The following is an 11,656-nucleotide window of genomic DNA, read 5'->3' as shown; positions in this document are numbered from 1 at the left end:
ACGCGGCGGCGGTTGGTCGGACCGTTCCTGCTCGTACCCCGTCCGCGCGTGGTGCGCGAGCGGAAGGACACCGGGCACGCGACGATCGGCGTTCAGGACGAGAGGAACCGGGATGGGCCCTACGCAGGCGGAGGATCACGACACGGCGGGGCCTCGGCTCGTCGGAGGCCCGGCGTCGCCACGGGCCCGGCCCGACGACGCGCCGCGCACGGCGCGCCCGCCGTGGAACGAGGACGCGTCCGCCGTGGACCGGGACGTGGCCGGTGCGGTCGGACGCGTGCTCGACCACGTGCTCGCCGACCGGCTGGACCGCGCGCGCGACCTGGACCCCCTGTTCGGCGACGACGTGGCCGGGCGCGTCGCCCACTTCACCCGGGCGGGCGGCAAGCGCACCCGCTCGCGCTTCCTGTGGTGGACGCTGCGCGCCTGCGGCGGGGAGGGCGCCGCCGAGGTCACGGCGGCCCTGCGGATCGGCGCGGCGCTCGAACTGCTGCAGACCTGCGCGCTCGTCCACGACGACGTGATGGACGGCTCCGTGCTGCGCCGTGCGCGGCCCGCCGTCCACGTCGACGTCGCCGCCCAGTACGCGGACGCGGCGCCGGCCGGGCGCGCCGAGCGCCTCGGCGCCGGGGCCGCCGTCCTCACCGGCGACCTGGCGCTCGCCTGGGCGGACGACCTCCTGGCCGAGGTCCCGCTGGACGGCGGCACCGCCCGGACGGTGCGCCGGCTCTGGGGCGACATGCGCACGGAGATGGTGGCCGGCCAGTACCTGGACCTGCACGGGCAGGCGACCGGGTCGCGGTCCCTGCCGCGCGCGCTGCGCACCGCCCGCCTCAAGAGCGCCCTGTACTCGGTCGAACGGCCGATCGCCCTCGGGGCCGCGCTCGCGGGCGCGGACGACGGCACCACGGCGGCCCTCTGCGCCGCCGGACGCTGTGTGGGCACGGCGTTCCAGCTCCGCGACGATCTCGGCGACGTGTTCGGTGACCCCCGGGACACCGGCAAGCCGGCGGGCGGGGACATCCGCGAGGGGAAACCGACCTGTCTGGTCGCGCTCGCCCACGCGCGTGCCGCGTCCGCCGGCGACCACCGTGCCCTGGACGTGCTCGAGCGCTCGCTCGGCCACGAGGCGCTCACCGGGGAAGGGCTGGAGGAGGTGCGGGAGGTCCTGGCCGGTACCGGGGCGCGGGCCGCGGTCGAGGCGATGATCGACCGTCTGGTGGCCCAAGGGCTGCGGCACGTCGACGGCGCCCTTCTCGATCCGCGCGGCGGGGAGCGGCTGCGGCTGCTGCTGGCCTCCGCGGCGGGTGAGGGGCCCGTGCGGGACACCCACGCCCGCGGCGCCCGGCCGGAACCCGCACGGGCGGCCGGCGGCCGGGAGGCCGGCCGGTGATCCGCACCGTGACGGGCCGTACGGACCACGTCGTCGTCGTGGGAGCCGGGCTGGCCGGGCTGTCGGCGGCGCTGCACCTGCTGGGCGCGGGCCGGCGGGTCACCGTCGTCGAGCGGGACGCGCTGCCGGGCGGGCGCGCCGGGCGCCTGGACCTCGACGGCTACCGGATCGACACCGGTCCCACCGTGCTGACCATGCCCGACCTGGCCGACGAGCCGTTCGCCGCCGTCGGCGACAGTCTGCGCGAGCGCGTGGAGCTGGTCCCGCTGCACCCGGCGTACCGGGCCCGCTTCGCCGACGGCAGCAGCCTCGACGTGCACACGGAGGCCGACGCGATGGCCGCGGAGGTCGAGCTGTTCGCCGGCGCCCGGGAGGCCGCGGGCTATCTGCGGCTGCGCGACTGGCTGGAGAGGCTGTACCGGGCGCAGATGCGCCGTTTCATCGACGCCAACTTCGACTCCCCCTGGGGCCTGCTCAACGCCGACCTGGCCCGGCTGGCGGCGCTGGGCGGTTTCGGGCGGCTGGACGCACGCGTCGGGCGGTTCCTGCGGGACGAGCGGCTGCGCCGGGTCTTCTCCTTCCAGGCCCTGTACGCGGGCGTCCCGCCGGCCAGGGCCCTGGCCGCCTACGCCGTCATCGCCTACATGGACACCGTCGCCGGGGTGTACTTCCCGCGCGGCGGGATGCACGCGCTGCCGCGCGCCATGGCGGACGCCGCCGCCGACGCGGGCGCCGACCTGCGGTTCGGCCACGAGGTGAGCCGCCTGGAGCGCTCCGGCGACCGGGTCACCGCCGTCGTCACCGACCAGGGCCGGATCCCCTGCGACGCGGTCGTCCTGACCCCCGACCTTCCCGTCGCCTACCGGCTCCTGGGCCGCTCGCCGCGGCGCCCCGTACGGCTGCGGCACTCCCCGTCCGCGGTCGTGCTGCACCTCGGCACCGACCGGACCTGGCCGCAGCTCGCCCACCACACCATCTCCTTCGGCGCCGCCTGGCGCAGCACGTTCGGCGAACTCACCCGCGACGGCCGGCTGATGAGCGATCCCTCGCTGCTCATCACGCGGCCCACCGCCACCGACCCGGACCTCGCCCCGCCGGGGCGCCATCTGCACTACGTCCTCGCTCCGTGCCCCAACACCGACATCGGCCCGGACACCGCCGCGTGGACGGACCTGACCCCCCGCTACCGGGACGACCTGCTGCGGGAGCTCGAGCGGCGCGGCCTGGCCGGCCTGGGGGCCGCCGTCGAGACGGAGTGCGTGGTCACGCCCGCGAGCTGGCACGCGCAGGGCCACGCGGCCGGTACTCCGTTCTCCGCGGCCCACACCTTCGCCCAGACGGGGCCGTTCCGCCCGCGCAACCTGGTCCGCGGCACCCGGAACGCCGTGCTGGCCGGCTGCGGCACCACCCCCGGCGTCGGCGTTCCGACCGTGCTGCTGTCCGGGAAGCTGGCCGCGGCACGGATCACCGGCGGTCCAGGGCGGCCGCGTGTCCCTCCCACCGCGTCCCAGGAGGCTTCCGCATGACCGACCGTGAACTGGACGCGGCGGGCGTCGCCGATCCGGCGCTGCGCGAGGCCTACCGCCGCTGCCGGGCGCTCAACGCCCGGCACGGCAGGACGTACTTCCTCGCCACCCGGCTGCTGCCCGCCGAGCGGCGCCCCGCCGTGCACGCCCTGTACGGCTTCGCCCGCTGGGCCGACGACATCGTCGACGCACTGGGCACCGGCGCGGACACCGCGCGCCGGGACGCCGAACTGTCCGCGCTCGCACGCGAACTGGACAAGGGCCTGCGGGACGGCGACAGCGCCGAACCGGTGGTGCGGGCCCTCGCCGACACGGCACGCCGCTACGGCATCGCCCACGCCCATTTCGCCGATTTCATGGCCGCCATGCGCGCCGACCTGGTGGTGACCGACTACGCCGACTACGCGGAGCTGCGCCGGTACATGCACGGCTCCGCCGCGGTCATCGGGCTGCAGATGCTGCCGGTCCTCGGCACAGCCGTCCCGCGCGCGGCGGCCGAGCCGCACGCGGCCGCCCTCGGGGTGGCCTTCCAGCTGACCAACTTCCTGCGCGACGTGGGCGAGGACCTCGACCGGGGACGCGTCTACCTGCCCGCGGACCTGCTCGCCGCGCACGGCGCCGACCGGGCGCTGCTGCGCTGGAGCCGGGACACGGGCCGCCATGACCGGCGTGTCACCTCGGCGCTGAGGGAGTTCGAGGCGCTGACCCGGGGCGTGTACCGGGAGGCCGCGCCGGGGCTCGCGATGCTGGAACCGGTGTCCCGGCCGTGCATCCGCACGGCGTTCGTGCTGTACGGCGGAATCCTGGACGCCGTGGCCCAGGGCGGCTGGTCGGTGCTGCACCGCCGGGCGGTGGTCCCCCGCCGGCGGCGCGCCGTGGTCGCCGCCGACGGGCTCGCCCGGGTGGTCACGGCCCGGCTGCGCGCCCGCGGCGGCGACGGGCCCCCGGACGTCCGTCCGCTCGGTCCGTACCCGGCTGTCTCCGAGGAGGTCGCATGAACACCGGATCCGCGGGCGGGCGCCGGCGCCTGCCGCTGTCCCTGCGCAGGCGTGCGGTGCCGTGGGACCGGCAGCGCCCCACCTGGCGCGAGGCGCGGCCGGCCGTCATCGCCGGGGCGCTGAAACGGGCCCAGGCGCGTCCGTCCGGCAACTGGTACGTGGTGGGCGCCTCCCGCGAGCTGCGCGCCGGCCGCCCGCTGGCGCGGACCGTGGCGGGACAGGAGGCGGTGCTCTGGCGGGACGCCCGGGGCCGTCCGGTGGCCGGGCCCGGGATCTGTCCGCACCTGGGCGCGCCGCTGCGGGACAGTCCCGTCCGCTGCGGGACGCTGGTGTGCCACTGGCACGGACTGGCCCTGGACGGCGGTCCCTTCGCGGGGTGGGAGCCGTTCCCGGTGCACGACGACGGCGTCCTGCTGTGGATCCGCCTGGACGCGGTGGGCGGCGAGGCGCCGCTGGACGCGCCGGTGGTGCCGGTGCGGCCGGACCGGGCCCTGACGGCCGTGTACACCGGGGTGGGCACCTGCGAACCCGAGGACGTCGTGGCCAACCGTCTCGATCCCTGGCACGGGGCCTGGTTCCACCCCTACTCGTTCGTCGACCTCACCGTGGCCGGCGCGCCGGACGGCTCGGACGGGAGCGGGGACGCCTTCACCGTGGACGTGTCCTTCAAGGTGGCGGGACGTCTGGTGGTGCCGGTGCGGGCCGAGTTCACCGCGCCCGAGCCGCGCACGGTCGTCATGCGCATCACGGAGGGGGAGGGAGCCGGCTCCGTGGTCGAGTCCCACGCCACTCCCCTGGGCACGGACGACCGGGGGCGGCCCCGTACGGCGGTCGTCGAGGCGGTGGCGGCCGGGTCCGACCGTCCGGGTTTCGCCCTGGCACGCGGTGCGGCGCCGCTGCTGCGCCCGCTGGTGCGGGCCGCCGCCGGGCGGCTGTGGCGCGACGACCTGGCCTACGCGGAGCGTCGCTGGTCGCTGCGTTCCACGGGGCGTTTCCCGGGCTGACCCGGCGGGGCCGGCCGGCCCCGCCGGGTCACGGGCGTGTTCGGCCCGCGGTCCGGTCGGCCTCGCCTCCGGCGCCGAGGAGCCCGGTGTGCCGCAGCGGGTCCTCGGCCTCCAGCCGGGCCAGTTCCCGGCGGGCCACCCGCAGCACGACCGGGGGCAGCGCGGCCCGTGCCGCCTGCGCCAGACGCAGCCAGCGGGGCACGTAGACGGCCGTGCTGCGGTGTTCCACCGCGGCTCCGAGCCGGGCGGCGACGTGCTCCGCCGGGTACAGGCGCCGGGCCGGCGGCGGCATGTGGCCGCGCAGCTCCCGCAGCACGGGATGACGGTCCGCGTCGCGGATCATGTCGGTGTCGGTCCAGTTCACGTAGCCGATGCCGACGGCGACACCGTGGTGCGCCACTTCGGCGCGCAGGGAGTGGGCGAAGGCCTCCACACCCGCCTTGGAGGCGCAGTAGGCGCTCATCATCGGGGCGGCGCCGATCGAGGCCAGCGAGGCGACCTGGAGGTAGTAGCCCCTCGTCGCCAGCAGATCCGGCAGGAAGGCGCGGGCCGTGGCCGCGCTGCCCGTCAGGTTGACGTCGATCACGCGGCGCCACAGGGCCGGGTCCGAGGTGACGAACGGGCCGCCCTCCGCGACGCCGGCGTTGGCCACCACGGCGGAGGGGGCGCCGAGGTGTGCCCCGACCCGTTCGGCGGCCCGTTCCAGCGCGGCCTCGTCGGTGACGTCGAGCTCGCACACCCAGGTCCGCGTGGGCAGGCTCTCCGCCACCGCTTCCAGTCCTGACCTCTCGTGACCGAGCAGCGCGATCCGGGCGCCGCGCCCGGCGAGGTCGCGGGCCAGGGCGGCGCCGATCCCGCGTGCGGCGCCCGTGACCACGACGGTGCGGTCGCGCAGCGGGCCGCCGTTCATCGTCCGTCCCCTTCACCGGGCGGCGGGCCGGTGTCGGGGCGGGCGGTGTGGTCGGGGTGGCCGGCGGTCCGGCGGGCCTCCTTCATCTCCGCCTCGTAGAGGTGGTCCCGGCCCTCGGCCAGTTCCTCGACGGCGGCCTGTTCGATCTCCCTGAACGGGCGGTGGTACGTGGCGTCGTAGGCCTCCACGATCTGGAACGTCCAGTGCCCGGGGATCACGTTGCGGCCCAGCACCTGGGTCCGTACCGTCTCCGCCCAGTCCGGGTGCCCGGCCTTGCGCAGCAGTTCGACCGCCCGGTCGAGTTCGAGGTCGGCGGTGCCGGTGAGCTGGTGGAAGCTGTAGAGGTGGCCGCGGGCCCGCTCGGTCGTCTCCAGCGCCTTCGAGAGCGAGCCGAGCGCCTCCACCGTCTCGTCGCTCACGCCTTCGGGGCGCCGGTGGGCGAGGTCGGGGCCGTCGTCGTGTCGGGTCATCGTCCCGTCTCCGTGGTTCGTGGTCGTCGGGGTCGTGCGCACCGGTCATCCACCGCCGCTGCCGCCCTTGCCGGGTTGCCGTCGGCCGGTGCGGTCGCGGCGGGCCAGCAGCCGCTGCGCCCCGGCCAGGCCCGGGGCGAAGGAGCGGCGCAGCGCGGCGCGTGCGGCGTTGGCGCCCGGCGCGCCGTGCACGCCGCCGCCCGGGTGGGCGCCGGCGGACGCCAGGTACAGGCCCTTGACGGGCGTCTCGGGGCGCCCGGTGCCGGGGGCGGGGCGGAAGAACAGCTGCTGGTGCATGGCTGCGGTACCGCCGTTGATGGCGCCGCCGTGCAGGTTCCGGTCGAGGGACTGCAGGGCGGGCGGGGCGAGGATCCGCCGGGCCCGGATCCGGGACCGGAAGCCGGGCGCGAAGCGTTCCACCTGGCGCTCCACGCGGTCGGCCATGCGTTCCTGCTCCCCGGCGTCCCAGGTACCGGTGAGCGCGTCCTCGCCCGCGTCGCCGGTGACGTCGTGGGGCACGTGGGTGTACGCCCACGCCGACTCGGTGCCCCGCGGGGAGCGGGACGGGTCCGACGTCGTCATCTGGCCGAACAGGCAGAAGGGGCGGTCGGGGACGCTGCCGGTGGCGAGCTGGGCGGCGAAGCGGGTGAGTTCGTCGATGCCGTCCGCGAGATGGACGGTGCCGGCGCCCGCGGCCTGCTCGCACCGCCACGGAACCGGCCCGTCCAGCGCCCAGTCGACCTTGAAGGTGGCGAAGTCCCACTGGAAGCGCCGCAGGTCGGACTGGAGCTGGGCGGGGACGTCCTCGGGGCCGAGGAGTTCGCGGTACAGGGCGGGCACGGCCACGTCCGCGAGGACGGCGCGGCCGGCCGCGACCGTCTCGCCGTCGGCCGTGCGCACCCCCGCCGCCCGGCCGTCGCGCACGAGGATCCGGTCGACGCGCCTGCCGCAGCGCAGCACCCCGCCGCGCGTCTCGAGACGGCGTGCCAGGGCCTCGGTGAGGGCTCCGGCGCCGCCGGCCGGCACGGGGAAGCCGTACGTCTGTCCGAGCATCGACATCAGCCAGCCGAAGCCGCCGCTGCCCGCGGCCTCCGGGGCCAGGTCGGCGTGGAGCGCGTTCCCGGCCAGCAGCAGCCCCCCGCCCTCGCCCCGGAACTCCTCCTGCGCCATGCGGCGCACCGGCAGGACCAGGGTGCGCGCCATGCGCAGCCCGCCCGTGCCGCGCAGCCTGACGGCCAGCCGGATCCCGGAGCGGACGGGCGGGAAGGGGGTGAACAAGGCGTCCAGGAGATCCGGCCGGAGCTCCTCCCACATGTCGTGCAGACGGCGCCAGGCGTCGCCGTCGCCCGGCGCGAAGGCCTCCAGCGAGTCGGCGGTGACGTCGACACGGCGGTCGAGGACCGCGCACCGGCCGTCGCTCAGGGGATGCGCGACCACGTGCGGGGCATGGCTCCAGCGCAGTCCGTGACGCTCCAGGTGCAGCCCGGAGACGACCGGGGAGGCGGCGGCGAGCGGGTAGAAGGAGCTGCAGAGGTCGCTGACGAACTCGGGGTCGGCGCCCCGGTCGTGGCGCACGGCCCCGCCGGGCTCCGGCTGCTCCTCCAGCACCTCGACGCTCCAGCCGGCGTCGGCGAGCAGGTTGGCCGCGACCAGCCCGTTGGGACCGGCCCCGATCACCACGGCGTCAGGCACGGGCGCCTCCCTCGCCCGGGGTCGGCGACACCACCTGGCCGAGGGACCGGTTCCGCTCCGCCCCGGCCGCGTCGGCCTCGCAGATCTTCGCCAGCCTGGCCAGCATGGCGCGGTGGCGGATCTGGATCAGGGCCTCCACGGCCGCGTTGTGCACCGTGCCGCCTGCGCCCTTCAGCGGGTGCTCGTCCACGATGACCAGGCAGTGGTCGCCCCAGGGCCGCAGTTCGATGGCGATGCGGGCCGTGCCGAGGGGGCCGGCCTTGGCCTCCAGCTCCAGCGTCTCGCCCGGCAGACAGCGCCGGACGACGGTCTCGTTGGACAGGCTCAGGGGTCCGAACCGCACCTCGTAGCCGATCGCCGAGCCGAGCTGCGGCCAGTGGCCGCGCACCGGTTTCGACGAGGAGGTGCCCACCACCCAGTCCGCGTACCGGGTCCCGTCCTCCAGGACGGCCCAGACGGACTGCGGGCTCGTTCTGACCAGATGATGGCGAACCGCCACTTCGACCTCCCGTGTCCGCGCGTGACGTCAGTCAGCGTCAGCACTGAGTGCCCCTTCTGGCCGGGGTCAACCGGCGACTCCGCGTCGGGGCGGGCCGGGGCCGCGCGGCCCGGCGCTTGCGGGGCGCCTCCCCCGCTCCCGGCTTCGCCCGAGCGGGGCCCCCACCACCGCCCGGAGGTCTTCAAGGCGCTGGGGAAGGCACGGCTGTCCGCCGAGGCGACCGCGGGTGAGGCCGGTGTACGGGGTGTCAGGCCGGGGTGTCGCGGGTGGGGGCCAGGGCCCAACGGATGACCGAGGTGACCGCGGTGCCCAGGGGGCGTACGCAGACGTCCTCGGCCGGGGGTACGCGGGGCAGCCACAGCGCGCGGGAGGCCCAGCCGGGCAGCAGGGAGACGGCGTTGGCGGCGAGGACGCCGTACGGCACCCGGGCGAGCAGCGGGACGGGCGGGTTGAGCAGCAGGAAGCGGGCGGTGGAGCGCGCCTCGGGGGTGGCGCGCAGCTCGGCGCGGTAGGCGGCCAGCCGCTCGGCGAGTCCGGCGCGGTCGACCGGCGGGTCGGGCACGCCGAGCGCGGTGGCGACGCGCGCCATGTCGGCGACGTACGCGTCGCAGCCCTCGGCGTCCAGGGGACGGGCGCCGTAGCGCTGGTGGGCGCGCAGGAACATGTCGACCTCGGCGATGTGCACCCAGCACAGCAGACGGGGGTCGGACGCCCGGTACTCCTCGCCGTCGACGGTGGTGCCGCGCACCGTCTCGTGGACGGCCCGCACCCGGTCGACGGCCCGCTGGGCGCTGTCGGCGGTGCCGTACGTGGTGGTGGCGAGGAAGGTGCTGGTGCGCTGGAGGCGCCCCCAGGGGTCACCGCGGAACCCGGAGTGCCCGGCGACGGCGGCCATGGCCAGCGGGTGCAGCGACTGCAGCAGCAGGGCCGACAGTCCGCCGATGAACATCGACGCGTCCCCGTGCACCCTTCTGACCGGCCGGTCGGGGCCGAACCAGCGCGGGCCGGGCGTGCCGTGGATGCGTGCGCGGTTGTCCGGGCCGTCCGGGCCGGCGACCCGGGAGAAGATCGCCCGGCCGATCCGGTCGCGCAGCACCGAGCCGCCTTCCGTCAGCAGTCCCATGGCTCGCCCCACTTCCTCGCGCGCTCCGACGACCCGTCGGCGTCCACGGCCACACCTGCCCCGTACCCGGCCGGACGGCTAGGGAACGTCGCCCCGCCAGTCGTACACCCGGGCGTCGGTGCCGCGGGGCACGTACACCGCGCGGCCGCCCGCGCCGTAGCGGCCTATCTCGGTGGGCAGGCCGACGCCGTGCCTCAGCTCCGTCTCGCCGCGGTCGGTGACGTCCAGCAGCAGGCCGTCCAGCGGGCCTCCGGCCAGCTCCACGTACGACCGACCGTCGCGCGGGCCCGGGTCGTCGTGGTCCGCCCCGTAGACCCGGCCGCGCATGAACTCCAGTTCGTCCATACCGGCAGGATGGCACCCGGCACTGACAACGAGGTCACGCCTGGGCCCCGTCCGCGCCGGCCGCCCAGGGTTCCGGTGCCCGCCCCTCGCTCCAGGCGAGCAGGGCGTCGCGGTTCACGCACACGATGCCGCACTGCTCGGCGTACTCGACGGCCGGCGCGGTGAAGTCGCTGGTGGTGACGATGAGGGCGACATCCGCCTCGTGGACGGTGAAGCAGGTGCCGCCGAAGCGCTGCAGGTCCTGGGAACCCACCTTGTTGTCCTCGCCGTAGCGCTTGCACTGGACGACGAGCCGGCGGCCGTCGGGGGTCAGGGCCGTCACGTCGGCGCCCAGGTCCCCCGCTCCCCCGACGACCTCCACCCGCGTGCAGCCGTCCCGTGCGCACAGGCCGGCTATCGCCGCCTCGAACTCCTCGGGGCTCAGGGCGTCGTGGCCGACGCCCGGGGCGACGGGCGCGACGACCGTGGGGAGGACGTCGTCGTACGCTGCGGCCGGTGCGGGGATCGCGGGCGGAAGCGGGGAGGGGACGGGGTCGTCCAGGGCGTCGAGCGCCGTCGACGTGCCCCGTTCCAGGGCCTCGCCCGCCCGGCGGGCGATCCCCGCCGCGGACAGCCGCCGTCTGCGCCCGTGGGCCAGCAGGACCGCGAGGACCACGCACAGCAGGACGACGGCCCACACCGGGCGCCGCTGCACGACCGAGGCCAGCGCGCGCACCGCGAAGCCGGCGACGATCAGGGCCGTGGCGAGCAGGCCGAAGAACATGGCCGTCGCCCGCAGGTCGAAGCGGCGCCCGCGGTGTCCCGGACGCGTACGGGGCCGGTGCGTGGTCACCCTGGTGTTCCTCTCTCGCGGCCGGCAGGACGTGCGCCCCGGGGTCCACGGGGCTTGCGGAGACCGCTTACGCCGTCTGCCCCGGATCCGGCCGTTCACCGGCGTGCCGCACATCGGTGCGGGGTAGGGGCGGTGTGTGCTGACCGCGGCACCAGGGAGGCGGACGGTGGACTGGCGGAACTTCGCGCGGCAGATGGCCTCCATGGCGCGTGACCTCCTGGCCGAGCACACCCTCGACTCGACCCTGGAGCAGATCACGCGCAAGGCGGTGGAGCTCGTCGACGGCTGCGACGCCTCCGGGATCCTCGTCCTGCGGGGGGACCGGGTGAGTTCGCTGGCGCCGACCGCGCAGCTCGTGGTCGACAGCGACCGCCTCCAGGAGCGCCTGCGCGAAGGGCCCTGCCTCGACGCGGCCCGGCCCGACCGGGCCGAACGCCTCTTCCGCATCCCCGACTTCACCGCGGACCCCGAACGCTGGACGTCCTTCGTGCCGCGCTGCCGGGAGCTCGGGGTGGGCAGCATGATGGGCTTCCTGCTGTACACCCGGGAGGAGGAGCTGGGGGCCCTCAACATGTACTCCCACAAGCCGGGCACGTTCACCGAGGACAGCGAGACGGCCGGCTGGCTGCTGGCCTCCCACGCGGCGGTCGCCTTCTCCACCGCCAGGACCGACGCCCAGTTGCAGGACGCCATCGCCACGCGGCATCTGATCGGCGAGGCGATGGGCATCCTGATGGGCCGCCACCGGGTGACGGAGGACCAGGCCTTCGACCTCCTGCGCGCCCGGTCCCAGCGCACCAACACCAAACTGCGCGAGGTGGCGCGCCGGGTCTGCGAGACGGGCGCCCTGGAGCAGTGACCGCC

At 76.2% G+C, this 11,656-nt stretch carries 12 protein-coding genes; 5 read left to right on the top strand and 7 right to left on the bottom strand.

All coding sequences use genetic code 11. The features are described from left to right. Positions 1 to 112 precede the first annotated feature (112 nt). Genes ACZ8ZB_RS31475 through ACZ8ZB_RS31460 form a run of 4 tightly spaced genes read left to right on the top strand, consistent with a single transcriptional unit; the run spans position 113 to position 4,921 of the window. Positions 113 to 1,393 (top strand): polyprenyl synthetase family protein, encoded by a 1,281-nt coding sequence (locus ACZ8ZB_RS31475; protein ID WP_470740989.1) that lies wholly within the window; start codon positions 113 to 115, stop codon positions 1,391 to 1,393. Further along, entirely contained in the window at positions 1,390 to 2,919 is a 1,530-nt protein-coding gene (locus ACZ8ZB_RS31470; protein ID WP_470740988.1) for a phytoene desaturase, read from the top strand. The genes ACZ8ZB_RS31475 and ACZ8ZB_RS31470 overlap by 4 nt, the downstream gene beginning before the upstream one ends. Further along, positions 2,916 to 3,917 (top strand): phytoene/squalene synthase family protein, encoded by a 1,002-nt coding sequence (locus ACZ8ZB_RS31465; RefSeq protein ID WP_470740987.1) that lies wholly within the window; start codon positions 2,916 to 2,918, stop codon positions 3,915 to 3,917. Before ACZ8ZB_RS31470 ends, ACZ8ZB_RS31465 begins: the two co-directional genes overlap by 4 nt. Beyond that, complete coding sequence (locus ACZ8ZB_RS31460) at positions 3,914 to 4,921, top strand: DUF5914 domain-containing protein (RefSeq protein WP_470740986.1); 1,008 nt, start codon at positions 3,914 to 3,916, stop codon at positions 4,919 to 4,921. Before ACZ8ZB_RS31465 ends, ACZ8ZB_RS31460 begins: the two co-directional genes overlap by 4 nt. Positions 4,922 to 4,949: 28 nt before the next feature. Here ACZ8ZB_RS31460 and ACZ8ZB_RS31455 read toward each other — a convergent pair whose 3' ends face one another. The 7 genes from ACZ8ZB_RS31455 to ACZ8ZB_RS31425 all read right to left on the bottom strand — a co-directional run bounded on the left by ACZ8ZB_RS31455 (position 4,950) and on the right by ACZ8ZB_RS31425 (position 10,792). Continuing rightward, entirely contained in the window at positions 4,950 to 5,831 is an 882-nt protein-coding gene (locus tag ACZ8ZB_RS31455) for an SDR family oxidoreductase (RefSeq protein ID WP_470740985.1), read from the bottom strand. Continuing rightward, positions 5,828 to 6,301 (bottom strand): hypothetical protein, encoded by a 474-nt coding sequence (locus tag ACZ8ZB_RS31450; protein WP_470740984.1) that lies wholly within the window; start codon positions 6,299 to 6,301, stop codon positions 5,828 to 5,830. The genes ACZ8ZB_RS31455 and ACZ8ZB_RS31450 overlap by 4 nt, the downstream gene beginning before the upstream one ends. A gap of 45 nt (positions 6,302 to 6,346) precedes the next feature. Further along, a complete protein-coding gene (locus tag ACZ8ZB_RS31445) occupies positions 6,347 to 7,993 on the bottom strand; it encodes a phytoene desaturase family protein (protein WP_470740983.1) in 1,647 nt (548 codons plus the stop codon). Continuing rightward, entirely contained in the window at positions 7,986 to 8,492 is a 507-nt protein-coding gene (locus tag ACZ8ZB_RS31440) for an SRPBCC family protein (RefSeq protein ID WP_470740982.1), read from the bottom strand. Before ACZ8ZB_RS31440 ends, ACZ8ZB_RS31445 begins: the two co-directional genes overlap by 8 nt. Before the next feature lie 247 nt (positions 8,493 to 8,739). Continuing rightward, complete coding sequence (locus tag ACZ8ZB_RS31435) at positions 8,740 to 9,615, bottom strand: oxygenase MpaB family protein (protein WP_470740981.1); 876 nt, start codon at positions 9,613 to 9,615, stop codon at positions 8,740 to 8,742. A gap of 78 nt (positions 9,616 to 9,693) precedes the next feature. Further along, positions 9,694 to 9,960 carry a hypothetical protein gene (locus ACZ8ZB_RS31430; RefSeq protein WP_381226537.1) on the bottom strand — a complete coding sequence of 89 codons (267 nt, stop codon included), beginning with the start codon at positions 9,958 to 9,960 and terminating at the stop codon, positions 9,694 to 9,696. 34 nt (positions 9,961 to 9,994) lie between these two features. Then, entirely contained in the window at positions 9,995 to 10,792 is a 798-nt protein-coding gene (locus ACZ8ZB_RS31425) for a restriction endonuclease (protein ID WP_470740980.1), read from the bottom strand. Between the two features lie 166 nt (positions 10,793 to 10,958). Here ACZ8ZB_RS31425 and ACZ8ZB_RS31420 point away from each other — a divergent pair, with 166 nt between their 5' ends. Next, positions 10,959 to 11,651, top strand: coding sequence for a GAF and ANTAR domain-containing protein (locus ACZ8ZB_RS31420; RefSeq protein WP_470740979.1), 693 nt, complete (start codon positions 10,959 to 10,961; stop codon positions 11,649 to 11,651). The last annotated feature ends 5 nt before the right edge of the window (positions 11,652 to 11,656 follow it).

The organism is Streptomyces sp. 12E (genome assembly GCF_055633275.1).
The sequence above is the reverse complement of the archived record's forward strand: the minus strand, read 5'-3'. Positions and strand labels throughout refer to the sequence as shown.

Excerpts from the sequence above, each read along its gene's own strand:
- ACZ8ZB_RS31465 (WP_470740987.1), top strand. The coding sequence starts at position 2,916 with ATGACCGACCGTGAACTGGACGCGGCGGGCGTCGCCGATCCGGCGCTG.
- ACZ8ZB_RS31475 (WP_470740989.1), top strand. The coding sequence starts at position 113 with ATGGGCCCTACGCAGGCGGAGGATCACGACACGGCGGGGCCTCGGCTC.
- ACZ8ZB_RS31455 (WP_470740985.1), bottom strand. The coding sequence starts at position 5,831 with ATGAACGGCGGCCCGCTGCGCGACCGCACCGTCGTGGTCACGGGCGCC.
- ACZ8ZB_RS31435 (WP_470740981.1), bottom strand. The coding sequence starts at position 9,615 with ATGGGACTGCTGACGGAAGGCGGCTCGGTGCTGCGCGACCGGATCGGC.
- ACZ8ZB_RS31460 (WP_470740986.1), top strand. The coding sequence starts at position 3,914 with ATGAACACCGGATCCGCGGGCGGGCGCCGGCGCCTGCCGCTGTCCCTG.
- ACZ8ZB_RS31450 (WP_470740984.1), bottom strand. The coding sequence starts at position 6,301 with ATGACCCGACACGACGACGGCCCCGACCTCGCCCACCGGCGCCCCGAA.
- ACZ8ZB_RS31430 (WP_381226537.1), bottom strand. The coding sequence starts at position 9,960 with ATGGACGAACTGGAGTTCATGCGCGGCCGGGTCTACGGGGCGGACCAC.